The organism is Kordia zhangzhouensis (genome assembly GCF_001005305.1).
GTDB lineage: Bacteria > Bacteroidota > Bacteroidia > Flavobacteriales > Flavobacteriaceae > Kordia > Kordia zhangzhouensis.
The window spans coordinates 388,986-414,447 of the sequence record NZ_LBMH01000003.1; the positions used below are offsets into that span (position 1 = coordinate 388,986).

A 25,462-nucleotide genomic window follows, 5' to 3' on the forward strand; every position below is an offset into this window, starting at 1 on the left:
TATACATGCAATTTTGGTTTTGACAAACAATGAAAGAAGTTATTGAACTTAAAACTATACATAATAACAATCCCTAGGATTTACATTCAACATTATTTGATATTTGTCAATCTTCTGATTTAAAATTGTACATCAAAACAATTTTTTAAAGAATAAGTAGTTACTAATACTAACCCGAAATTATGGTTATGTTAAGGACTTTTCAAATCATAGCACTATTACAAGGAATTTTTTTAATTCTTCTGCTAATTAAAAAAAGAGCGCTTTTTAAAAAGGTAAGTTTTTATTTATTTCTTGGAACCATCATATCCATCTTACTATTCATTATAGGAGATGATGATAATAACCTATTTATTGAAAATGCAGATTGGTTTTTATTTGACAGTTCTCTTTTTGTAACATTTTTATTCCTCTTTTATAAATATTTAGATCCCGAAGCAGTTACATTTAGGAAAGCCGATTGGGTGTTCTTTTTACCAAATATCCTTTATTTCACCATTGAAAGCTTGGAAATACTATATACTGAAGAGGTATTCGCTATTGAAATTATTGAACTCTTAATTGAATTCTCCTTTTTGTTTTATTTATTTTACATCTTTTTTGGCGAAATAAAAAGCAGGTCTAAAAAATGGATCACTTATTTGATTATTCCTATAACTATTATAATGAGTTTGTCTCATATAAAAGAAATTACTTCTCTTTTCGGAATAGAAACATTTAGATTTTTAGACAATTCACTTCTCACTTCTTATTTATTCTTAACGGTTAGCTTTGTGTTTTACATGATTTCCTTTAACTTTTTAAGTAAAGAGAACACAATTATACCAATTGCTAAAAAAACTCGATACAAAACGTCAAGTTTAAAACCTGAATTAATTGAAGGATATACAGACAACTTAATCAAGTCAATGGAAAAGGAAAAGCTTTTTCTAGATTCACAACTTACAATACATAAATTATCCAATCACTTGCAAATTCCTAGACAATACATTTCTGAAATTTTAAACCTTCATATTGGCAAAAGTTTTCAAGACTTTATCAATGAATACAGAGTAAAAGAATTTGAAAAATGTCTTAAAAACGTAAAATATGAGCATTATACACTTTTAGGATTGGCAACGGAAGTAGGTTTTAATTCAAAATCCTCATTCAACAATACCTTTAAGAAAATCAAAGGGTTAACACCTTCTGAATTTAAAAAAAAGTTATCTAACAACATACAAATAAGTTCATAATGCACATCTTGGACATGTAGTCGATAATTCAATACAATTACAACTCGTTATTTGGGAAACAAATTTCCAAAATGCGATTACATAATTTAAAATTAGTTTGGCTTCTTTTAACCTGCTTTTCCGTAATTTTTATGGAGGCACAAGAAAGTCATTCAAAACAAAAAACTACTCAAAAACTAGGCGATGTACTTCTTATAGTAGTTCCTGTAACTACACTAGGCACCAGTTTTTATATTAAGGACACTAAAGGAGCATGGCAGTTTACAAAAGGATTAATTTTTACAGAGTTAGTTACGTATGGACTTAAACTTTCTATAAACAAATCAAGACCTGATTTAAGTAATACTAATTCTTTTCCTTCCGGACATACCGCAACAACCTTTCATAGCGCAGGTTATATTCATAGAAGATATGGTTTTACATATAGTATTCCTGCCTATCTACTAGCTGGTTTTACCGCTGCTAGCAGAGTTGATTCTAACAAACACGATATACTTGATATCCTTGCAGGTGCTGCCATAGGACTAGGAAGCAATTTGATATTTACTACTGAATATCAAAAGAAACATTTTGATTTGACTTTTTCAGGAGACAAAAAGAGTTTTTTGATTGGATTCACATATAAATTTTAGAAAATGAGAAAAATCGAATTTACACTGCTTGTAACTACCTTTTTATTGTTTTCATCTTCATTATTTTCTCAGGAAGAAAGTCCTAGAGAAATTAAATATGAAAAAACTATCCAAGATACTGGCGACGTGATACAAATTGCTTTACCAGCAACAGCTTTCATTTCTACTTTAATCATGGACGATGGCAAAGGAAGTTGGCAATTTATAAAATCTTTCGGGACAAACTTAGGAGTAACGTATTTACTTAAATATGCTATTAACAAGCCCAGACCTGATGGCGCAACAGATGGACATGCTTTTCCTTCTGGACATACTTCTACGGCATTTCAAAGCGCTGCTTTTATCCAAAAAAGATATGGATGGAAATACGGTATTCCAGCATTTGCCCTAGCAGGATTTGTGGCATATAGTAGAATAGAAGGATTAAATGACAGACATGATGGATGGGATGTATTAGGCGGCATCGTAGTAGGAATTGGAAGTTCTTATTTATTTACCACACCGTACAAAAGAGACCATTTTAAACTAACATTTTCAAAAGAAAACAACATATATCAATTAGGTTTATTATACAGATTTTAACATGGCACTACAAGAAGAATTAAAAACACAAGGAGATTATTTATTCAAAAACAGAAGTTACTTACCATTAATTATATTAGGTATTGGCCTTTCAGTGCATTGCTATACAGAATACACTGAAATTGAAGGAAAAGAAAATTGGATTACAGAATCATTTGAATATATATGCTTAGCCGTTTCTCTACTCGGTTTTGCAATTAGAGTGTATACCGTTGGATTTGCTGCAAAAAACACTTCGGGTAGAAATACAAAAGATGGACAAATTGCAGACCAATTAAATGTGAAAGGAGTATACTCCATAGTAAGGCATCCTCTATATGTTGGTAATTTTTTTATGTGGTTAGGCATAGGAATGCTTACAGAAAACTTTTGGTTTGTAATGTCTTTTATTCTCTTTTACGCCTTCTATTATGAAAGAATCATGTATGCAGAAGAAAACTTTTTGAGAAAGAAGTTTGGCAACGAATATATTGAATGGGCAAATAAAGTTCCCGCTTTCATCCCAAGTTTCAAAGGTTTTCAAAAACCCACACAATCATTTGATTGGAAAAAAGTGTTAAAGAAAGAAAAAAACGGGATTGCTGCTGTATTTATTGTGTTTTGGTTTTTTGAGTGTATCGGAGACTTTGCAGAAAATGGAAAACTTACCATAGAAATCGATTTTTGGTTTATATCTGCACTTCTATTCTCTTTCATTTATTTGATTTTGAAAATTCTAAAAAAGAGAAAAGTTTTAGACTAGATATTTTCTAGAGTATAGTTTTAAAAAGTAAAATCCTTCGGACAATTTAGTTACCCAAATGCTAGATAGCACAATTTCATCTAGATGTTTTCATCAAACCTTCAAGACATTTTTAAATTTTAATACCCATTAAAAAAAGTTTGATACGTATCAAAATAAATTCTACTACGGAACAACTGTGTAAAACGTCTTGAAGATTCCGTGATTTGATGCTGAGGTTTTGGTAGAATGATCCGCTACTTTACAACGGCTGCTGCTTCTTTTTTTGGCAACATCTTTTTATAGCGACCATTGCCTATATATGTATAAATAAGTTCCGAAAGGTAAAATTTGTGATGTCGCCACGAATCACCTAAGCGAACCACAATAATATTTTCGGTTGGGTTTACATATACATGCTGACCTAAGATACCGAGTGCATTGTAATCATCGCCTTGAAAATAACATACATAGTTGCCACTTTGGAGCTTTTTAGAACCGAGGAATTGTTTGTTGTTCGCCTCTGCATAGGCTTTTCCTTCTTCTACAGTTGGAAAGATATCATAATGCGAGCTTGTCCACCACTTGTTCTTATATCCTTGATGATTTCGTATTTTTTTACCGCTATCGGTTTTTGCTACCCAAGCCGCTGGTACAATTTGCTCTCCATTCCATTGACCGCCTTGCAAGTACAAACGTCCGAATTTGGCAAAGTCTTCCGTAGTTGCATTGAGGCAGCAAAATGCTTTTACCATTTTATTCCGTTCGCTATCAACTGTCCACGTAGCGTCCGATTTCATTCCTAGAGGTTTCCACAACTTTTCGGAAAGATATTCTTGTAATGGTTTTTGAGTAACACGTTCAAGAATTACTCCTAGTACTTGCGTATCAATACTTCTATAATTGAAACGTCCTGGCGCTTCTTCAATGGTCATTCCGTTGGTTATTTTGGAACGAATATTAGTCCCGTAATACAATCGTGCCATTCCTGTAAATGGATTGATGATAGGATATTCGTCGAATTTGATACCGCTTTGCATATTCAACAAGTGCTGAATGGTAATCTTTTCAAAATCTTTATCTTGAGTTAAAAGTTCAGGCAAGTATTTTGTAATAGGGTCTTTTTCATGAAGCAACCCCTCTTCTTGTGCAATTCCTATCAAAGCAGATACAAATGATTTACCTACGGAGAAAGAAGTCAATAATGATTCTTCATTATATGTGTTAAAGTAACGCTCATAGATAATAGTATCATTTTTTATAACCATGAACGCATTGGTATTACTTCCTTGTAATGTTTCATCTAAAAAGGAAGCCAACTCTGTGTTTGTATTGACTGCAAATGTAAATTCTTGTGTTCCTTTTTCTACAATTACTTTAGGCTGCCATGTATGATCGGTAACATCGGCTTGCCCATGTACAATTGAGCGATAAACCATTGTACAACTTTCACAATAAAGTGCAGTAATTAGTAAAAGTACTAGGGTAGAAATTTTAAAAATTGACGTTTTCATTTGTTAGATTTTTATTGATATCACATGTCAATATTCTAACATTTCCTTAGCGTTTACAAGTATTTGTGGCGAATGAACCGGTTTGAGTGGCGAATAGTTTTAACGTTGGCGAACGGTTTATTTTGCGGGATTAATGAATTTGTCCATTACTACTTTTTTGTAGGTTTTAGAGACAGGTATTTCTACAGTTTCGGGTTTTAATATAAGAGTTGTTTGGGCAGCATCTCGTTTCCATTCTAAAAAATGAATAGGATTGATTAAGAATGAACGATGTGTTTTGAGTAAGAACGGAAAATCCTTTTGCATGACAGATATTTTGTTACGAAATAAGTCATTTTTCAATGTGCCATTGAGCAAGTAATGTACTTTTACATAATTATTAGCAGACTCTATATATACCAATTCTGAGGCTTGGATATGTAACACTTCCGCTTTGTTTTCTCCTTTAATAATAATTGTAGATTCTTGCAGTGTTGGTATGGTTTCTGGCAACGTTTTATCACCAAATTTCCAACGCAAAAATATCATTACAGGCAGCATTAAAATTACTGTTGGAAATACACGTTGTGAAAAGAAAAACCAAAACGAATACGCATTTGGTTCATCAGGCAGTAAAATATACTTAAAGAAAATAAAACTGGTAATTCCTGAAATGAATAGTAGCGATAAGACTAAAAGTATTTCCTTTACTAAATTCCAATAGTTTTTCCATTTATACAATAAATATTGAATTGGAATTACGAGTATGTATGTAACAAGTGCCGCAGCACTATATCCAAATACAGCAAATCTGCGTTCATTTTTAGGAAGTTGATACATATCATAAGGTTCAACAAAGTAGAGAAACAGGAATAACCAAAGACCAATAAAAAATCCAATCAATAGCTGTTTTGCTACTGATTGGATATAAAAATTTTGTACTTGCATCACGAATTGTTTATGATACCGCTTTTAGTTTTTTAATTGCTGCCTTAGAAAGCTTTTTCTCAGCATATGTTTTACTGATTTTCAATTCTTGTTCGTCAGAACCAGGTAATTCAAACATAGCATCTGTTAAGATTGTTTCACATAGTGAACGCAATCCTCTAGCTCCTAATTTGTATTCAATTGCTTTTTCCACAATAAATTCGAGCGCACCTTCTGTCATTTCAAATTCAATATTATCCATTGCGAATAATTTCTTGTATTGTTTTATGATTGCATTTTTAGGCTCTGTTAAAATAGCTCTTAGCGTATGTGCATCTAGTGGATTCATGTGTGTCAAAACAGGCAAACGACCAATGATTTCAGGAATCAATCCAAAGTCTTTCAAGTCTTTTGGCACAATGTACTGTAATAGATTGTCTGCATCAATTGCTTCGTCTTCTTTAGAAGCACTGTAACCAACTGCTTGCATATTTAAACGACGTGTAATGATTCGTTCAATTCCATCAAAAGCTCCTCCAGCCACAAATAAAATATTCTCTGTGTTTACTTCAATGAATTTTTGATCTGGGTGCTTTCTTCCTCCTTTAGGTGGCACATTTACTACAGTACCTTCCAACAATTTTAATAATGCTTGCTGTACACCTTCTCCAGAAACATCTCTAGTGATAGAAGGATTATCGCTTTTACGAGCAATCTTATCAATTTCGTCAATGAATACAATTCCGCGTTCTGCTTTTTCTAAATTGTAATCGGCTGCTTGTAATAAACGTGTCAAAATACTTTCTACATCTTCTCCTACATAACCCGCTTCGGTTAATACAGTGGCATCTACTATTGCTAAAGGAACATTTAACATACGCGCCACCGTTTTAGCCATAAGCGTTTTACCAGTTCCTGTTTGCCCCACCATGATGATATTACTTTTTTGTATTTCAATATCATCATTAGTTGGCGACTGTAACAATCGTTTGTAGTGATTGTATACTGCTACCGACATTACTTTTTTTGTTGCTTCTTGTCCGATAATAAATTCATCCAAGAACGCTTTGATTTGTTTCGGTTTACGAAGTACCAATTCAGATGATAATTCGTCGTTGCTTGATTGTTTGGATTCTTCTAGAACAATTCCATGAGCTTGCTCAATACATCTATCACAGATGTGTGCATCTAAACCTGCAATCAATAAGTTGGTTTCAGGCTTTTTTCGCCCACAAAATGAACATTCTAATTCTTCTTTCGCCATTATTTCATTATTGTTGACTTGTTGTGCTTACTCACGAACAAGTATTTCATCGATCATTCCATATTCTTTTGCTTTGTCAGCTTTCATCCAGTAATCTCTATCAGAGTCATTGTAGACTTTGTCATAAGGTTGTCCTGAATGTTTTGAAATAATCTTATATAATTCTTCTTTTAATATTAAAATTTCTCTTGCTGTAATTTCGATATCACTTGCTTGCCCTTGTGCTCCTCCAAGTGGTTGGTGAATCATTACTCTTGAGTGTGTTAATCCGGAACGTTTTCCAGCTTCTCCTGCACATAAAAGTACAGCACCCATTGAAGCAGCCATTCCTGTGCAGATAGTTGCCACATCAGGCTTGATGAATTGCATCGTATCATAGATTCCCAAACCAGCATATACACTTCCTCCTGGAGAGTTGATGTATATCTGAATATCTTTGGAAGAATCTACACTTTCCATAAATAATAATTGTGCCTGTACAATGTTGGCAACTTGATCGTCAATTCCTGTACCTAAAAAGATGATACGATCCATCATTAAACGTGAAAATACGTCCATTTGCGCAACGTTTAATTGACGCTCTTCAATAATGTACGGAGTCATCCCTACTGGATTAGAGAAGGCAGATGGAGACATACGACTTACTATTTTGTCGTAGTACATATTATTGATACCGTGATGTTTAGTTGCGTATTTATGAAATTCTTTTTTAAAGTCCATGTTGAGTTTTTCGTTTTTTAATTAAAAAAAGGCGCTAAAATCATAGTTTTTAACGCCTTAAATATAAGTATTTTATTTCTTACTAGCTATCTCCGTATACTTCTTTAACGAAGTTTTCGTAAGTCACTTCTTTCTTTTTAAGGTTCGCTTTTTCCTTGAAAAGTTCTAATAATTTTTGACTTAATAATTGATCTGTTAATCTACGTACTTCATCTTGATTTGATAAAATTCTAGCTGCAATGTTATCTAGTTCTTCATCACTAGGATTAAGTTGACCAAACTGTGCCATTTGCGCTCTAATCATCTCTTTTGCAAACGACTTTAAGTCTTCAAATTCTACTTTTACTTCGTTCTCTCTAACCAATTTATCTTGAATTAATTGGTAGCGCAATCCTTTTTCAGATTTTGTATATTCTTCTTCTGCTTGCTCAGGTGTTAACTCTTGTTCACCTGCAGATTGAATCCATTTTTTCAAGAAGTCTGCTGGAAGATCGAATTTAGTATTCTCAATCAATTCTTCAGTAACATCATTCAACAAACGTTGATCTGATTGTTGTGCGAATTGACGTTCTGCATCTTCTTTGATTTTTTGTTTTACTTCTTCTACAGAAGTTACATTGCCTTCTCCAAACAACTTGTCGAACAACTCTTGATTTAATTCAGCTAATTCTCTTTTATTAGCTTCGTTGATTTTAAAGTTTACTTCAATATCTAAATCGTGTACTTCGTCGTGAGAAACTTTTAAGAAGTTCATCAAATCATGATCATCATTGAACAACCCTTTTGTTTTTAAGGTAATTGTATCTCCTACTTTTGCTCCTACAAATTTGTTAAGATTACGTTTTCCTTTCATCTTGTCTAGACCAAACGTAGCGTTGTTTTCAATTTCTCTTTCCTCACTTGTAAAAACTCCTGTTACTTCAGATTCTTCTGTTACTTCATCTTGACTGATTAATTTCCCGTATTGTTTACGAATATTTTCAATCTGACCATCAATCATTTTATCATCAGCAACAATATCATAATGAGTAATTGCTTTCCCTTTTAAATCTACACTAAACTCAGGTGCCAATCCTAATTCAAACTCAAAAGAAAATGTTTCTGCATCCCAGTTAAATTCCTCTTGCATTCTTGGCAAAGGATTCCCAAGGATATCTAGTTTTTCTTCAACTAAATATTTGTTTAAATTTTCTTGTAATAATTTGTTTACCTCATCCACAAGAACTGCTTTTCCATATTGCTTTTTTACAAGCCCCATAGGTACGCGACCTTTTCTAAAACCAGGAATGTTCGCAGTTTTTCTGTAGTCAGTAAGTATTTTGTTTACCTTATCGTTATAGTCATCTTTTTCAATATTAACAGTAACGACTGCATTTAAAGCATCAATATTTTCTCTTGTTATATTCATCTTCTATTTATGATATGAAAATTGGGTTGCAAAAGTACATTATTTTTAAAAGCGAATCAAGTTATTTAAACAATTGTATATCAGATTATTTTTACTGCAATTACAGAAGTTTTTAAATATGAGAAGCAGCACAATTACTTTTTTTGGTTTTTTAGAAAAAGAATCAAGCCATTTTTGGGCATAAAAAAAGCACCGATAATCGGTGCTTCATTATATTGTATACTACAATATGTTAGTTTGTTGGAACAATGGTAACCCCTGGATAATATCCCGCCGTTACTCTTGGAATTTCTGCTCCGTACTTTTCATTGATTACACGAATAAATTCGTCTGCAACAATTGCATATCCTCTTGCATTTGGATGTACACCATCTAATGAGAAAACAGCTGTAGCAACTGCATCACTTGAACCATTAAAATAATTGTTTGTATAAATCTGCCCATCACTTGTACGTAATCCAGAAACTAATTCTTCTAATTTAGTAGCCATATCAGCAATTGCTAAATCGTTTGCTTGCGCAATAGAAACAATCGCATTGTTATATGCTGTTCTAGCAGTTCTTACCATCTGAATTTCAGTAGTTGTCAATACCCAATTGTCTGCCAAAGGCACACCTACACCATTTACTGATGTTGGATCTGCTGGGTTTGCTAATGTTCCAATGAATCCTGAAGATGGTAAAATTAATAAATCATCTGCAGTAGTCATTCGGTAGCTTGGAATTCCAAATCCGTTAAGATTGGTCAAATCTTCATCAACAATCACAACTGCATTTTGACCAGCAGTAAACTGAATAGTACGTTGTGCTGCTTCTTCTGCTGTGATTAGGTTATTAGCTGCTGCAAATTGCAATCCTCCGTTGTATGCTGCATACGCATTGTTTACAAATGCTGCTGTTTGTGCATCCATTGGAATTGGATTGTAAGGAACAGTTGTAAAGTAAGGAATCGATGTAACGTCTGGTAACGTAGCTACTACTCCTTTTGCTCCATTAGCTGTTAATGCATCAACCAAACTTTGGTAAGTAAATGCAAACACCCCTGGATCAGTGATATCGTTTTGTCCATACGATAAAACGTTTGGATTTCCTGTTTGATTTACACCTGCTCCACCCGAGGTAGCAAAGCTTAATATGTCATTGTTTCCAATCCATAGTGAGAAGAATGTTGGATTTAATGATACAGCATCTTCTATTACTGTTGCATTTGGTGATGTAGCATGACGCACAAAGTAAGGATTTGCTGCTCCAATTGCTAAGTTTGCTATGTTTCCATATCCTGGTGCTCCAAGGTGGAATGATTTTGCACCTGGAACTCCCATATTATTATATGCAGTTGCTTGCAAGTTTGACACTTCTACCGTAGAGGTAACATTTAGATTTTCTGGACGTCCTTGACTTGCGTCAATTACCAAACGCGTTCCAAATCCTGGTAATGGGTTTCCTTGTAAAAGAAATCCACCTGCATTATTTACGTCATCTTCATATGAAGGTTGTGTAAATTCTCCTCCTCCAGCGTACGCAAATTGTGCCGCCATGATATTTGGGAAGGAGTTTTGCTGACCGCTTCTGAAAACAGTTCCATCCATATATCCTGCCGTCAACGAGTTCCCTACAGCAACATATGTAGATAGATTTGCTGATCCACTAGAGTATGTGCCACTTTCTTCGATAGGGTTATCAAATTCTGGTTCACAGGCAAATAATCCTAACGCTAATACTGCTAAATATTTTATATTGTTTTTCATCTTTTTCTGCTATTTACGATTATAATTTGTACGACACTCCGATTCCTGCTACAATAGCATTTGATTTATATTCTCCGCCAAATGACAAAGGCTGTCCTGCTTCTCTGTAGTAATCGTATGAATTTTGAATTTCATTAGAGTGTACATATAGTATAGATGCATCAATCGCCCATTTGCTGTTCAAATTATAAGACAACCCAGCTGTAAAGTTTACTGAATCTGGTCTTGGTGTTTCAGGCGCAAAATATCCATCTCTAATAGGAGACTCATCAAAATAGAACCCTGCTCTTACAGTTACTTTTTGTGTTGCTTCGTATTGCGCCCCAATTTTATAGATAGAAGAGTTTTTGTAGTTTCTTGGGTTTCTTGATAATCCTGCTGCGTTAAAGAATTGAACATCTAACGATTTGTATGCGTCCCAGAATGTACGTGTATAATCGAACGCAATCAACCATTTATCAGAAGGTTTGAATGAAGCACCAAAAGTCAATTCTGCTGGCAAAGGCAATGTTGCTGTAAAGTCTCCATCAGGGAAACTTCCTGCTAATGCGCCTGGTAAGTTTTCGAAATCTGCAGTTCCATCTCCACGTTCAACTTCCATATCAATTTTTGAACGATAGTTAAATCCAAGAGTAATATCGTCTGTAGCTCTAAACATAGCTCCTACCGAATATCCCCATGCATTAATTCCAGAAGCATCAATAGTTACATTAGAACGGTTTCCTGCCTCATCAGTTAAACTTCTTGATAAGTTTCTGTTAAAGTTTACTGCACCAGTTACATAAATTGGTCCACCTCCAATACTTAATTTATCCGTAACCTTAATAGATAATGTTGGCTGTACAAAAATAGCAGAAAGCTCAATTTCATTTACCAAATGAGAACCTTCCCAATCTGTTGGCCATTCAACTCTACTTCCATAAGGTGTGTATACAGCAATCCCTGCAGACAACCAGTCATTAATTTTGTAAGCTCCATATGCATAAAAAGGTGTTCCTAAAGGATTATCGGCTTTTCTTGAATACCCAAACTCTCTATTTTGATACACAGTATTTGAGAGTACCGCAGCTGCCCCAAGAGATACATTAAGCTTCCCGTCCAAATATACTAGACCTGCTGGGTTAAAAAAGGCTGATTCAGCACTTGTTACAACAGCAACTCCCGTATGTCCCATTGCCAATTGCTTATGACCCTGAACTCCGACTCTATATCCTCCAGCATACATTACCGAAGCCGAAAGCGCGATGGTCAATACCAATAAAAGTTTTTTCATAATAATTAAATTGATGATTTAAGGTTAAATTTTTGTAAAATCAGTGCTTCAAAATTAGCACAAATTATGATATACACAAGATTTATACGAAAATATTATGCATTCATAATAAATTTAAAATGTTTTTTAAGAATTTAGAAATTGAACGGTTTTTTCAAAAAATTCTTTAGGGTTTTCCGCATGCAACCAATGTCCAGAATTTGAGACTTCTTGAATACTTGCTTTTGGAAAGAATTGACGAATTAACTTTTCATCTCCTGTAAGAATATATTCTGACTTATCTCCTTTTAAAAACAACACTTCTTTGGTGTAGGTTGTGTTTCCTAAAAGTGCTTCTCCAATTTCACTAACGTTTTCAGTTAATACCTTTAGATTAACCCGTAAGCCTAACGTTTTATTTTCAAGCCAGTATAGGTTTTTTAATAAAAATTGTCTTGTCCCAAAATCTGGCACGTATTTTTCCATGATGTCTTCCGCATCACTTCTACTTGTTAATGTTTTTGCTTCTATAGCAGCTAGTCCTTTGAGAATTTGTTCGTGATGTACTGGATAAAACTTAGGCCCAATATCTACAATCACTAGCTTTTCAAGCATTTCAGGATATAACATAGCAAAGGTCATAGCCGTTTTTCCTCCCATAGAATGTCCTATAAGCGAAATATAATCTAACCTATGATGATGACAATACCGCTTTATGTCTTCCGCGAGAAGATCATAATTAAATTCACTTGAATGAAAACTACGTCCATGATTTCGCTGGTCAATCAAATGCACTTGATAGCCTTCTTTAGCAATTTTTTTCCCTAGTGTTTTCCAATTATCAGACATTCCCAAAAAACCATGTAAAATCAACAAAGGTTTTCCTTCAGTTCCAATAATGTTTGAATGTACTATCATTGCTTCAATTTATTTAAGTACATATTTACTACATTTTCAATCCCAAGATATAATGACTCTGCAATTAATGCATGCCCAATAGAGACTTCTAACAGTTCTGGAATTTCTCTAGCGAAGAATTGAATATTATCCAAACTTAAATCGTGTCCTGCATTTACTCCAATTCCTAATTCGTTAGCCCGAACAGCACAATCAATATATGGTTGTATCGCTTTTTTGTTTCCCAAACTGTATTGATGAGCAAATTCTTCAGTATACAATTCTATTCTATCCGTTCCTACTTTTTTAGCTCCGTCAATCATTTCAACTACTGGATCTACAAATATAGAAGTACGAATTCCGTGAGTTTTAAACTCATCGATGACCTCTGTTAAAAAATCTTTATTTTTAATTGTATCCCAACCTGCATTGGACGTAATAGCATCTACCGCATCTGGCACCAACGTTACTTGTGTTGGTTGCACTTCAAGCACTAAATCAATAAATTTTCGTATAGGATTTCCTTCTATATTATATTCAGTATATACAATAGGTTTCAAATCGCGCGCATCTTGGTATCGAATATGTCGTTCGTCTGGCCGCGGATGTATTGTGATTCCTTCTGCTCCATAACGTTGAACATCTTTGGCAAATGCTACCAAATTTGGAACATCGCCTCCTCTTGAATTACGTAATGTAGCTATTTTATTAATGTTTACACTAAGTTTTGTAGTCATTGCTTTATTTTTTAACTGAACACAAAAATACAAACTTACCATGCGAAGAAAGTAGTTATTTTTAATTAATTTGCAGTCATAAATAATTTCCATTATGAATATTGCTCAATATATACTTAATGATGTCAATCCTTTGACGGTTACAGATATAGTTCGAGAAGCACAATTGATGTTCAATCAACTTACATTCTCACACCTTCCTATTATGGAAAATGATATATATATAGGATGTATCTCCGAAACCGATTCACATTGTTTTGATGCTGATAAAGAAATAGGTGAATATCGATATGCGCTAGAACAATTTTTTGTACGCGAACACACCAATTGGATTGATGTATTGGAGGCTTTTGGACAAAATTCTGCGAATATTATGCCTATTTTGAATGACAAGAATCAATATATAGGCTACTATGAATTAAATGATATTATTAATATTTTCAATGAAACACCTTTTTTACACGAATTAGGAAGCGTTTTAATTGTTGAAAAAGGCATTAAAGATTATTCTTTTAGCGAGATTAGTCAGATTGTTGAATCAAATAATGCACGTTTACTTGGTGCGTTTATTTCAAAAATCGAAAATGACGTGGCGCAAGTAACCTTGAAATTAAATAATACCGGATTGAACGAAATTGTACAATCGTTTAGACGCTACAGTTATAATATAGTATCTGAATTTGCAGAAGATACCTATATGCAGAGCTTAAAAGATCGTTCAGAATATTTAGACAAATACCTCAATATATAAATGAAGAAAGTTGGTATTTACGGACAGTTTTATCACCAAGACTCAGGAGAATACGTTGATTTTTTACTCCAAAACTTACAACAATTTGGCGTAGATATTTATATTGAAAAAACCTATTACCAGTTACTTTCTGATAAAGTTGAAGTAGCTAGTAATTATAAAACCTTTGAATCTTATAGCGATCTTGACGAATCCTTTGATCTTTTTTTTAGCATTGGAGGTGATGGAACTATTTTACGAACCATTACCTATGTTCAAGACCTTAATATTCCTATCTTAGGGATTAATGTTGGTCGATTGGGTTTTTTAGCTACTATTCAAAAAGAAGAAATCAAAAAAGCCATTACAAAAATCATCCAAAAAGAATTTACTGTTATAGAACGAAGTGTTCTAGCTGTAGAAACTTTACCTACTAATGATGAGATTTTAGCAATGAATTTTGCACTCAACGAAGTAACTGTTGCTCGAAAAGACACCACTTCGATGATTACAGTAAAAACACACTTAAATGATGAATATCTTAATTCCTACTGGGCAGATGGGCTTATCATTGCCACCCCTACAGGTTCTACAGGGTATTCGTTAAGTTGTGGCGGTCCTGTAATTACTCCCAACAACAATAGTTTTGTTTTAACTCCTATTGCTCCTCATAACTTAAACGCACGCCCATTAGTTATCCCCGATCATACCAAAATTCAACTTGAAGTTTCTGGTCGCGAAGACAAGCACCTTATTTCTTTAGATTCAAGAATAGCCACAGTGAGCATTAATAGTATAATAACCATTAAAAAAGCGCCTTTTACTGTAAAGCTTGTAGAACTTGAAGGACAAAGTTTTTTGAAAACCCTTAGAAAAAAGCTTCTTTGGGGCGAAGATAAACGAAATTAAAAGCAATAAAACGTAGCAAATTGTGTTTAAATGGCATAGGCTTATTTTATGAATTGCCTATAATAAAAGAGAATACTATATTTGCAAACTTTTGATACCTATGAGAAGACTCGTTATACTGTTGGTTGCTTTTACGTTAACCCAAAATTTGTACGCACAACTCCATGAACTTGGAGGCTATGTTGGGTACAGTAATTTTATTGGCGATGTTGGCTCTACAAAATATATCAATCCTAATCATTTAGCTTACGGAGTTATTTACAAATGGAACCGAAGTGAGCGTCACTCATTTAGAGCTTCTCTTACAAGAACACTTCTAGAAGGAAAAGACATTCATTCGGATGATCCTGCCAGACAACTCAGACGACTTGAATTTACCAACACCATTACAGAAGTATCAATTGGCGTAGAGTTTACTTTTTGGGAATTTAACCTACACGACATTGAACCTCAAGGAACTCCATATTTATTTACGGGAATTTCCTATTTTAACTATGATACTTTATTCCTAGAAAACAATCGTATTGTTCCATATGGCGACGATAATACATTTGCCATTCCGATGGTATTGGGATATAAAACAACCATTTCAAACAAATTTATTTTGGGACTGGAAATAGGTGCTCGCTATACGTTTACAGACGATATTGACGGAAGCAATCCTGTAAATGATAAGGAAGAATTTGACAGCTTAAAATTCGGAAACATACATAGTAATGACTGGTATATGTTTATGGGAATTACGCTAACATATACATTTGGAAAAAAACCCTGCTATTGTTACTAGCACACAAGCAAAACACACATGAGTTTAGAGGATAAAATACAAAAAGACTTTCTGCCAAAACATCTCGCCGTTATTATGGACGGTAATGGTCGTTGGGCTAAACAAAAAGGGAAACTTCGAGTATTTGGTCATGAAAATGGAACAAAAGCTGTACGACAAACGGTAGAAGCTTGCGCTGAATTAGGCATAGAAAATTTAACCCTATATGCTTTTTCTACAGAAAATTGGAACCGTCCAAAACTAGAGGTAGATGCATTAATGAAGCTATTGGTTTCTTCCTTGCGAAAAGAGCTTAATCTATTACAAGAAAACAACATACGATTACAAGCCATTGGCGCATTGGATTCACTTCCTAAAAAAGCTAAAAAAGAACTATTTGAAGTTATTGAAAAAACAAAAGATAACGCTCGCATGACACTCACACTGGCATTGAGCTATGGTTCAAGGGAAGAGTTAAAAAATGCTGTTAAAGAAATCTGCTATAAAGTTAAAAATAATATAATTTCTTTAGAATCTATTGACGAATCCATTATTAATGAGCATCTTTACACGCAAAATTTACCCGATGTAGATTTACTTATACGTACTAGCGGAGAACATCGTATAAGTAATTTTTTGTTATGGCAAATAGCGTATGCAGAACTGTATTTCACTAACGTATTGTGGCCAGATTTTAGCAAAGAACATTTATACGAAGCATTGATTAATTATCAAAATAGAGAACGAAGATTTGGAAAAACAAGCGAACAAATTAATTAGAATTTTAATGCAAAAAAAGTACCTACAATCATTTTTACTAGTATTATTACTGTTTTGCAGTATCGCCACTTATGCACAAGAAACTACTTTTGATAAAGGAAAGAAATATATCATTGGAGGCATTAAAGTTACAGGGTTAAAAAGTTATAACGAGCAAACGGTCATTACGTACACTCAACTTCGAGAAGGACAAGAAATTTTGGTTCCTGGAGAAGAAATTAGTGCCGTTATCAAAAAACTTTGGGGACTCGAATTATTTAGCGACATCAACTTCTATATTGACCGAATTGAAGGCGATAAGATTTTCTTAGAACTTAATATTCAAGAGTTACCGACACTTTCTGATGTTGAAGTTCGCGGATTGAAAGAAAATAAAGCCGCAGGAATCATCAAAGAAACGGAACTTAAAAAAGGAAAAAAAGTAACGGAAAGCTTCTTAGCTAACACAAAGAACTTTATCCAAAATAAGTACAAAAAACAAGGATATTACAATACCAAAGTAGACATCACCACAAAAGCCGATACTACTGACAATGCGACTAATAATGTAAAGATTATTGTCAATGTAGATCGTGGTAAAAAAGTAAAAGTGAAGAATATTCGCTTCTCTGGAAACAAGCAATTTAAAGACAAAAAGCTCCGTAGAGCAATGAAAAATACCAAGGAAAAATTCCCTCTACGCATCTTCAAATCTTCTAAATTCATTCCTGAGGATTATAAAGAAGATTTAAACTCAATCATTGAAAAATATAAAGAAAACGGATATCGTGACGCTCGTGTTATTAAAGATTCCATCAGTTGGAACGAAGACAACACCTTAAATATTGATATTGCGATTGAAGAAGGAAACAAATACTACTTTGGAGATATTACCTTTTTAGGAAACTCGGTATATACCGATAGAGACTTGAACCGCTTATTGGGAATTAAAAAAGGAGATACCTATAACGGAGTATTGTTAGAAAAACGTATTGCTGATGAAACCGATCCTGATGCAGACGATCTTACCAACTTATACCAAAACAATGGATATTTGTTCTCCAACATCAACCCTGTAGAGGTTTCTGCAAAAAATGACACGATTGACTTCGAAATTCGTATCATTGAAGGAAAGCCTGCTTATTTCAATAACATTTCTGTTGTTGGTAATGATAAAACGAATGATCATGTAATATTTCGTGAAATTAGAACCAAACCAGGAGAATTATATAGTAAAGACAAAATTATTCGTACCATCCGTGAGTTAGGACAACTTGGTTTCTTTGACGCAGAACAAATTCGTCCAGAAATTAAAAATCCTGATCCTAACAGTGGAACTGTGGACGTAGAGTACAGTTTAGCTGAACGCGGAGGAAGCCAGATCGAACTCCAAGGTGGTTACGGTGGTGGAGGTTTCATCGGAACCTTAGGATTATCATTCAACAACTTCTCTATTCGTAATTTATTTAATGGAGAAGCGTACAAACCATTGCCTACAGGAGATGGACAAAAATTAGCGTTACGAGCGCAAGCAAGTAGATTTTTCCAAACCTTCAGTTTCTCTTTTACAGAACCATGGTTAGGAGGAAAAAAACCAGTTCAATTCACAACCTCATTATCGCATACAGTTCAGTTCTTATTCAATCCTGCAACAAATAGCGCTGATAAAGACAGACGTTTCTTGATTACCGGATTGTCAGTAGGACTTGCAAAACGTTTAGCTGAACCAGATGACTACTTTGTATTATCACAAGCCTTAAGTTTTCAACATTACAACTTAAAAAATTATAATACGGGGCTATTTACCTTTGGAAATGGATTCTCAAATAACTTCTCATATACTGTTGCTTTGAGCAGAAATTCTTCAGGACCTAACCCAATTTATCCAATGCAAGGTTCAGAATTTTCTGTGAGTGCAAAACTTTCACTACCTTATTCGCTGTTTAATGACGTAGATTACGGAAATTTAGAAAACCAAGAAGAATATCAGTTGAAAGATGCTAATGGAAATTTCTTAAATGCCAACGCAAATTTACCAGGAGAACCAGCCAATTTAGGTCCTACATTAGAGCCAGGAGAAACACCAATTGTAAATCGTGGAAAAGTAGATCAAGAAAAGTTTAAATGGTTAGAATTTTACAAAATCAAGTTTAAAGGTGCTTGGTACCAAAACATCGTTGATAAATTAGTACTAAAAACACAGGCTGATTTTGGATTTTTAGGAGCTTACAACAACGATAGAGGAATCATTCCTTTTGAAAGATTCTTTGTTGGTGGAGATGGATTAGGAAACTTTAGTTTGGATGGTAGAGAAGCCATTGCATTGCGTGGATATCCAAACCAATCACTTTCTGATATTGATGGAGGTACTATTTACAATAAATTTTCGTTAGAGTTACGTTATCCGATTACATTGAAACAAACAGCATCTATTTATGCCTTGACATTTTTGGAAGCTGGAGGATCATTTAATTCGTTTAAAGAGTTCAATCCTTTTGAGCTTAATCGCTCAGCTGGCGCAGGATTACGTATATTTATGCCTGCCTTCGGATTGTTAGGTATCGATTTTGGTTATGGATTTGATCCAATTCCAGGAACGACACAGCGAAACGGATGGGAAACGCATTTCATTATCGGACAACAATTTTAAGTAATTTTAATTTTGGCACGATATTTTCTATTAACAAACCAACAGATATGAAAACGAAAGTTCTTTTTTTAGTAATAACGCTTCTATCACTTTTTTCCGTTCAAGCGCAACAACGTGTAAATGGTGCAAGAGTAGGCTATATTGATATGGAATATATATTAGAAAATGTACCCGCATATCAAGAAGCAAATACACAACTAGAAGCCAAAGCACAACGTTGGAAAAATGAAATCCAAAAAAAGCAAGCCACAATCGATCAAATGAAAAAAAATTTGAGTGCAGAACGTGTATTGCTTACCAAAGAATTGATTGACGAACGTGAAGAGGAAATTGAAATTCTGGAAGAAGAATTACAAAAATTTCAACAAGACCGTTTTGGCCCTTATGGAAGTTTAATGGTACAACGTCAAAATATGGCAAAGCCTATCCAAGATCAAGTACTAAATGCGGTTCAGGATATTGCACAAAAGAAACGTTATGATTTTGTATTTGATAAGTCGGCAGATGTTGTAATGCTTTTTTCTTCGAAAAAATTTGACATCAGTGATCAAGTACTTAGAATCATCAATAGAGATGAAAAACGAAAAGGAAGAGAAGCAAAAATTAAAGCTAAAAATGAGCAATCTAAGTTTGAAGATGACGAAAAGGAAATAAATCCTGAAATTGAAGCAAAGAAACAAGCTGCTGAGCAAAAGAAAGAAGAACGTCAAAAACTTTTAGATGAGCGAAAACAAAAACGTTTAGAAGAACGCGAAGCTAAAAAGAAAGAATACGAAGAAAGACGTAAAAAATTGATTGAAGAACGTGAGGCTAAAAAGAAAGCCGCTGAAGAAAAACGTAAACAACGAGAAGAAGAAAAGCGTAAAAAATCGGAGGAACGAAAAAAGCAACAAGAAAACAATAAAGAAAACGAAGAAGGCAATGGTGCTGGAAGCGGAAATTAACAACACTTAATACAAATAACACTTAAAGTAAATAATTGAAAATCATGAAACAGATGAAAAAACTAATTGCTATTGCAGTATTATTTTTTGGAGTAGTAAGTTTTACTAATGCACAAACAAAAGTTGCGCATATTAATACGCAAGAACTAATTAGTGCAATGCCAGAGATGAAAAAAGCTAAAACTGAGTTTGACAAATTGCAACAATCTTTAGGAGCAGATATTCAAGCTTCTGTAACTGAATATAGAAATAAAGTAAAGCAGTATACAAATGAAGCTCCAAACAAAACAGATGCTGAAAATGAAGCTAGAAAAAAAGAATTAGCAGATTTAGAAGTTCGTATTCAAGAAGCACAAGCTGCAGCAGAAAAAACAGCACAACAAAAGTACATTGACTTAACAAAGCCAATTCAAGAAAAAGCATTAAATGCAATCCAAAAAGTAGCAAGAGCTCAAGGTTTTTCTTATGTACTTGACGGAACTCCAGGTTCAGGGTTATTATTAGCAGATGGAACAGATTTAATGCCAGCTGTAAAGAAAGAATTAGGAATTCAATAATTTTGAATGATTCACTAATAAAAAAACCGCCCATTCGGCGGTTTTTTTATTAGTGCAAACCACCACCTCCTGATTACTGATTTTATAATTTTCACCTTCTAACTTTTATCGCTTTCTAAAAAAATAATCCCTGATTTAAAAATCGCTTAGAGCAGACTGTTTTTTTACTTACTTTTACTATTATGAGCAATTCTCCTATTGGTATCTTTGATTCTGGTATTGGCGGCACTTCTATTTGGAAAGAAATCCACCAATTGTTGCCTTATGAGCATACTATCTATTTAGCCGATAGCAAAAATGCTCCTTATGGTCCTAAAGGAAAAGAAAAAATTACCGCTTTAAGCGTAAAAAATGTAGAATTACTCTTAAATAAAGGCTGCAAACTTATTGTTGTGGCATGTAATACAGCCACCACAAATGCAATACAGCATTTAAGAAAACACTATCAGGTTCCTTTTATTGGTATTGAACCCGCTATAAAACCAGCTGCCTTACAAACAAAATCCAATACTATAGGAATATTGGCTACTAAAGGCACTCTATCTAGCGAATTATTTCATAAAACATCCGATCTCTACACAAACAACGTCAATGTAATTGAACAGGAAGGAGAAGGCTTAGTACCTCTTATTGAAAATGGAGAAATAGACTCTCCTGAAATGGAAAAACTACTACACGAATATTTACAACCTATGCTTAAAGCCAATATTGATTATCTAGTATTAGGCTGTAGTCACTATCCATATCTGATTCCCAAACTTAAAACCATGCTTCCAGAACACATCACTATTATTGATTCTGGAGTGGCAGTAGCCAAGCAAACCAAAGCCGTTTTAGAATCGTTACATTTATCAAACGAAACCACCACAAAGGGTATTTGCACATTTTATACCAATGGAAAACCTTCAGTGTTGAATGATATTCTTCCCAACGGGCTTACAGCAGAAGTATTGGATTTTTAACTTATTCTTCCTGAAACCAACCTGAATATTTTATATAATTTTCTGCAATGCGATGAATTTCCCCTGCTAATAGTTCTTCACTCACGTCTTTTACTTTTTTTGCTGGGATTCCTGCATATACACTTCCCGATTCAACGTGTGTGTTTTTTGTAACAACTGCACCAGCAGCAATAATACTATTGCTTTCAATAATACAATCATCCATCACAATACTTCCCATTCCTATCAACACATTGTCATGAACTGTACAGCCATGAACAATTGCATTGTGTCCAATAGAAACATTGTTCCCAATAGTTGTAGGTGATGTTTGGTATGTTGCATGAATGACAGCACCATCTTGAATATTTACCTTATCTCCTATTTTGATAAAATGCACATCTCCTCGTATTACTGCATTGAACCAGACACTACATTGGTTGCCCATAGTCACTTCTCCCACAATAGTCGCATTTTCAGCAATAAAACAGTCATTTCCAATTTGAGGAGACTTTCCGTTAACAGGTTTGATAATCATGTATATATAATTTGAAGTTTAGTTGACAAAATTATTCTTTACTTGAAATATGATAATAAATTTGCCTTTTTGGTAGAAGAGACCATTATTTCTTTTCCATTACTAAGCACAACGCTTCCTCCTTTTCCTTTTTTATATTTAACAACCTCATTTACGTTGACTAAATAAGATTTATGAACACGTGCAAAAGGATATTGTTGCAAGATATCTTCAAAGTATTTAAGTGTTTTACTTACCACAATTCTTGAATTATTTACATAAATTTCTGTATAATTATCATCTGCTTTGCAATAAATAATATCTGCAACATTTAACACTTCAAATCCATCTTGTTGAGGAATGGTAATTTTTCCATTAACAGTTTCAATTTTGGTAGCTATTACGCTATCGGACAAACGTTCTTCTTTCGTTTTTACTGCTATTACATGATCTACTGCTTTAATTAATTCGTCAATCGAAATTGGTTTTAATAAGTAATAAGATGCGTGACTGTTAAGTGCTTCAATCGCATAATGATCATAGGCTGTTACAAAAATGGTTTCAAAGGAACGATCACCGACTTTTTCGAGTAGGTCAAAGGCATTTCCAAAAGGCATTTCTACATCCAAAAAGACCAAATCTAAATCATTATTACGTATCAATTGCAATGCATCATCTATATTGGAAGCTTCGTTTATAACTGTTACGTTTGGACAGTACTTTCCAATATATTTCTTTAAGATTTCTCTACTGATTTCTTCATCTTCTACAATAATTGCCTGTAATTGCATTTAGTCTTTTTTTAGTGTTAATACTACCTTTGTCCCTTGTCCGTCATCAAAAACATCTTCAATAGAAACATCTACTTTGTCTTTGTACATATCATTCAAAATAGCGATTCTCTTCTTGATATTTCCCATGCCTTTTGACTTTTGTCGCAACTGATTTTTTGTTTTAAGCTCCATAGAACGTTTTCTTCCTATACCATTATCTTCTATAATAATTTGAAGTATTTCGCTAGTCTTTGCTTTGATATTAATGAGTAAATACCCTTTTTCTTCCTTATAGCGTAATCCGTGCCATATAGCATTTTCAATGTATGGTTGCAATAACATAGGCGGGATTTGAAAATCCGACACATGTAAGTGTTCATCGACATTGATTTTATAATCAAATTTATCTTGAAAACGCATATGTTCTAGTCGAACATACAATTCTAGTAATTCTAGTTCTTTTGAGAGTGGAATAAAATCTTCATCTGAGTTTTCCAACACAGTACGCATTAGTGTTGAAAACTCTGAAAGATACCGATTTGCATTGCGTTCATCATTTAATGCTATATAATTATTCACTGAGTTCAAAGCATTAAAGATAAAATGTGGATTCATTTGCGTACGCAACGATTTTAATGCAAGTAGGTTATTTGCTAGTTTTTGCTGTTTGCTATTTCTATACAGTAAATAGATGGTTACGACCAACAATGTCATTCCAAAAATCAACGAGTATATTGTATATTGTTGCCGCTTGTTACTTTCTTCTATTAACAACTGCTCACGGATATAGTTTTCATTGCGAGCGCGCTCTAACGTGCGATTGGCTTCTAGGCTTGCTATACGAATTTGATTTTCCTGAATACTTTTACGAAAACGACTTGCTTGTGAAATTTCTTGTTCTTTGCGTAACGTAAGTTCATTAACTAACTCTACATATTCTTCAAATGTTTTTTTCGCTTCCTCAAAATCACCTAACGATTCATAAGCTTCTGAAAGCTTGCGTGTTGCATCTTTTTCTACGATAAGATCTTCTTTTGAGCTTGCTTCTTCAATACTTTTTTTCAAATAAGGAACAGCTTCGTTATATTTTTCCTGTAAAATAAATGCATTCCCTATTTTATAATTAATCCGTTGCGGTGTAATAATAGAAGAATCCTTTAAACGTCCAGCCGTTACTTTTTCTTCTATACCAGACTTCTCTAGATCTTTGAGGTTTTTTTTGCGAAGCTCAATTTCTTCATCATACGAATTGGTCGTATTGTAAAAATCTGCCACTCTATTTTGTTCAACGATAGCGCGGTTTAAATTTTGCTCGGAAGCTAAATTCAATGAATTTTTGTAATAGTTTTTTGCGATTGCCACTTTACCGCTTGCCGCATAATTTTCAGCAATCTTAGAATTCAAATCAGTAATTTTTGGCGTAATTACATCTTCTTTAGCAATAGACAATCCTTTATTATAACTTTTTAATGCTTCGTCATATTGCTCTAATGCTTTATGAGCGTCACCCAACCCTTCATATATAGTAATTTGTTGATAACGGGATAAATTGTTCCGCAAAATTCGCTCAAATGACCGTATAGCTTCTGTATATTCTTCATTTAAAAGTTGAGCTTTTCCCAGGGCAATCCACAAACGACTCGTACTATACAAGTTTAACGCAATTTGATAATTACTTACTGCTAAGTCATATTGCTTCCAGTACACATAAATATCACCTAATAGTTGATAAGAAGCTGACAGTTCTTTTTCATTATTTTCATCATATAATGTCGCCAAAGCTTTCTCGATATATTGAATGCTTTTTTCGATATCCTTTTTTTTGAACAGCGTTGCAGAATCCAATAGTTTTTTGTGCAGCTTTAAATCGGTTGCCCTTTGCTTCTTTTTTAAAGAACTTTCTTTAGCCGCATCTTCTGCTCCATAACCATCTACTAATACGACAATGGATTCGTCACTTGACACTTTATGGTATTGCTTTCCAAAGCTAGGATGTTCTATAACCAATTGATCTCCTATACGAGTACGAATTGTAAATCGCCCAAAAGAGTTTGTCGTTGTCTTTTCTCCTCCAACAATACGAATGGTAGCATTGGTAACAGGCGTTCGATCTTCTTTTCCACGAATTTCTCCACGAACTTCAAAAAAAGCTGTTACTTCTTCTTTATTTTCTTCAGATGTTTGCTGTGACCATGCGTTCTGAAAAGAAATAAAGCACACTAAAAGAAATATAAAAGACAATCTTTTCATTGATATTGACCTCTTAATGAATGCTACAAATGAATTTTATAGCATTTAGGA

Annotated in this window: 24 protein-coding genes; 12 read left to right on the forward strand and 12 right to left on the reverse strand. The window is 33.9% G+C overall.

Features of this window, described 5'->3' with window-relative positions; translation table 11 throughout:
• Positions 1-188: 188 nt before the first annotated feature.
• The 4 genes from AA088_RS05115 to AA088_RS05130 all read left to right on the forward strand — a co-directional run bounded on the left by AA088_RS05115 (position 189) and on the right by AA088_RS05130 (position 3,191).
• Entirely contained in the window at positions 189-1,235 is a 1,047-nt protein-coding gene (locus AA088_RS05115) for a helix-turn-helix domain-containing protein (protein ID WP_046744155.1), read from the forward strand.
• 71 nt (positions 1,236-1,306) lie between these two features.
• A complete protein-coding gene (locus AA088_RS05120; RefSeq protein ID WP_046743867.1) occupies positions 1,307-1,867 on the forward strand; it encodes a phosphatase PAP2 family protein in 561 nt (186 codons plus the stop codon).
• Between the two features lie 3 nt (positions 1,868-1,870).
• The gene (locus tag AA088_RS05125) at positions 1,871-2,449 is read left to right on the forward strand and encodes a phosphatase PAP2 family protein (protein WP_046743868.1); all 579 of its coding nucleotides are present in this window, start codon (positions 1,871-1,873) and stop codon (positions 2,447-2,449) included.
• A gap of 1 nt (position 2,450) precedes the next feature.
• Positions 2,451-3,191, forward strand: coding sequence for a methyltransferase family protein (locus AA088_RS05130; RefSeq protein ID WP_046743869.1), 741 nt, complete (start codon positions 2,451-2,453; stop codon positions 3,189-3,191).
• 236 nt (positions 3,192-3,427) lie between these two features.
• On the opposite strand, the gene AA088_RS05135 is transcribed toward AA088_RS05130, so the two are convergent.
• The 9 genes from AA088_RS05135 to AA088_RS05175 form a co-directional block, all read right to left on the reverse strand.
• On the reverse strand, positions 3,428-4,684 hold the full coding sequence (locus tag AA088_RS05135) for a serine hydrolase domain-containing protein (RefSeq protein WP_082106570.1): 1,257 nt from the start codon (positions 4,682-4,684) through the stop codon (positions 3,428-3,430).
• Positions 4,685-4,801: 117 nt separating this feature from the next.
• Complete coding sequence (locus AA088_RS05140) at positions 4,802-5,611, reverse strand: LytTR family DNA-binding domain-containing protein (RefSeq protein WP_046743870.1); 810 nt, start codon at positions 5,609-5,611, stop codon at positions 4,802-4,804.
• Positions 5,612-5,621: 10 nt separating this feature from the next.
• On the reverse strand, positions 5,622-6,854 hold the full coding sequence (clpX, locus tag AA088_RS05145; RefSeq protein ID WP_046743871.1) for an ATP-dependent Clp protease ATP-binding subunit ClpX: 1,233 nt from the start codon (positions 6,852-6,854) through the stop codon (positions 5,622-5,624).
• A gap of 27 nt (positions 6,855-6,881) precedes the next feature.
• On the reverse strand, positions 6,882-7,574 hold the full coding sequence (gene clpP, locus AA088_RS05150; RefSeq protein ID WP_046743872.1) for an ATP-dependent Clp endopeptidase proteolytic subunit ClpP: 693 nt from the start codon (positions 7,572-7,574) through the stop codon (positions 6,882-6,884).
• Between the two features lie 82 nt (positions 7,575-7,656).
• Positions 7,657-8,982 carry a trigger factor gene (gene tig, locus AA088_RS05155; protein WP_046743873.1) on the reverse strand — a complete coding sequence of 442 codons (1,326 nt, stop codon included), beginning with the start codon at positions 8,980-8,982 and terminating at the stop codon, positions 7,657-7,659.
• 232 nt (positions 8,983-9,214) lie between these two features.
• Positions 9,215-10,729, reverse strand: a complete 1,515-nt coding sequence (locus AA088_RS05160; RefSeq protein WP_046743874.1) for an SGNH/GDSL hydrolase family protein — start codon at positions 10,727-10,729, stop codon at positions 9,215-9,217.
• A 19-nt stretch (positions 10,730-10,748) separates the two neighbouring features.
• On the reverse strand, positions 10,749-12,002 hold the full coding sequence (locus AA088_RS05165) for an OmpP1/FadL family transporter (protein WP_046743875.1): 1,254 nt from the start codon (positions 12,000-12,002) through the stop codon (positions 10,749-10,751).
• A gap of 126 nt (positions 12,003-12,128) precedes the next feature.
• On the reverse strand, positions 12,129-12,899 hold the full coding sequence (locus tag AA088_RS05170) for an alpha/beta fold hydrolase (protein ID WP_046743876.1): 771 nt from the start codon (positions 12,897-12,899) through the stop codon (positions 12,129-12,131).
• Positions 12,896-13,615, reverse strand: a complete 720-nt coding sequence (locus tag AA088_RS05175) for a pyridoxine 5'-phosphate synthase (RefSeq protein ID WP_046743877.1) — start codon at positions 13,613-13,615, stop codon at positions 12,896-12,898. The genes AA088_RS05170 and AA088_RS05175 overlap by 4 nt, the downstream gene beginning before the upstream one ends.
• A gap of 94 nt (positions 13,616-13,709) precedes the next feature.
• On the opposite strand from AA088_RS05175, the gene AA088_RS05180 reads away from it, so the two are divergent.
• From AA088_RS05180 to murI, 8 genes are all read left to right on the forward strand, one after another.
• Positions 13,710-14,366, forward strand: a complete 657-nt coding sequence (locus tag AA088_RS05180; RefSeq protein ID WP_046743878.1) for a CBS domain-containing protein — start codon at positions 13,710-13,712, stop codon at positions 14,364-14,366.
• Positions 14,367-15,254: an NAD kinase gene (locus AA088_RS05185; RefSeq protein WP_046743879.1), complete on the forward strand. Its 888-nt coding sequence runs from the start codon at positions 14,367-14,369 to the stop codon at positions 15,252-15,254. It begins immediately after the preceding gene.
• A gap of 100 nt (positions 15,255-15,354) precedes the next feature.
• Entirely contained in the window at positions 15,355-16,041 is a 687-nt protein-coding gene (gene porG / locus AA088_RS05190) for a type IX secretion system protein PorG (protein WP_046743880.1), read from the forward strand.
• Positions 16,042-16,059: 18 nt separating this feature from the next.
• Positions 16,060-16,800, forward strand: a complete 741-nt coding sequence (locus AA088_RS05195; protein WP_046743881.1) for an isoprenyl transferase — start codon at positions 16,060-16,062, stop codon at positions 16,798-16,800.
• A 7-nt stretch (positions 16,801-16,807) separates the two neighbouring features.
• A complete protein-coding gene (gene bamA, locus AA088_RS05200; RefSeq protein WP_241483384.1) occupies positions 16,808-19,429 on the forward strand; it encodes an outer membrane protein assembly factor BamA in 2,622 nt (873 codons plus the stop codon).
• 47 nt (positions 19,430-19,476) lie between these two features.
• Positions 19,477-20,373 carry an OmpH family outer membrane protein gene (locus AA088_RS05205; protein WP_046744157.1) on the forward strand — a complete coding sequence of 299 codons (897 nt, stop codon included), beginning with the start codon at positions 19,477-19,479 and terminating at the stop codon, positions 20,371-20,373.
• Between the two features lie 53 nt (positions 20,374-20,426).
• Positions 20,427-20,930 (forward strand): OmpH family outer membrane protein, encoded by a 504-nt coding sequence (locus AA088_RS05210; RefSeq protein ID WP_316931674.1) that lies wholly within the window; start codon positions 20,427-20,429, stop codon positions 20,928-20,930.
• A 182-nt stretch (positions 20,931-21,112) separates the two neighbouring features.
• Complete coding sequence (gene murI, locus AA088_RS05215; RefSeq protein WP_046743884.1) at positions 21,113-21,892, forward strand: glutamate racemase; 780 nt, start codon at positions 21,113-21,115, stop codon at positions 21,890-21,892.
• A 1-nt stretch (position 21,893) separates the two neighbouring features.
• Here the strand turns inward: murI and AA088_RS05220 are convergent, their stop codons facing one another.
• Genes AA088_RS05220 through AA088_RS05230 form a run of 3 tightly spaced genes read right to left on the reverse strand, consistent with a single transcriptional unit; the run spans position 21,894 to position 25,411 of the window.
• The gene (locus AA088_RS05220; RefSeq protein WP_046743885.1) at positions 21,894-22,409 is read right to left on the reverse strand and encodes a gamma carbonic anhydrase family protein; all 516 of its coding nucleotides are present in this window, start codon (positions 22,407-22,409) and stop codon (positions 21,894-21,896) included.
• 38 nt (positions 22,410-22,447) lie between these two features.
• Entirely contained in the window at positions 22,448-23,179 is a 732-nt protein-coding gene (locus tag AA088_RS05225) for a LytR/AlgR family response regulator transcription factor (RefSeq protein WP_046743886.1), read from the reverse strand.
• A complete protein-coding gene (locus tag AA088_RS05230) occupies positions 23,180-25,411 on the reverse strand; it encodes a tetratricopeptide repeat-containing sensor histidine kinase (RefSeq protein ID WP_046743887.1) in 2,232 nt (743 codons plus the stop codon).
• Between the last annotated feature and the right edge of the window lie 51 nt (positions 25,412-25,462).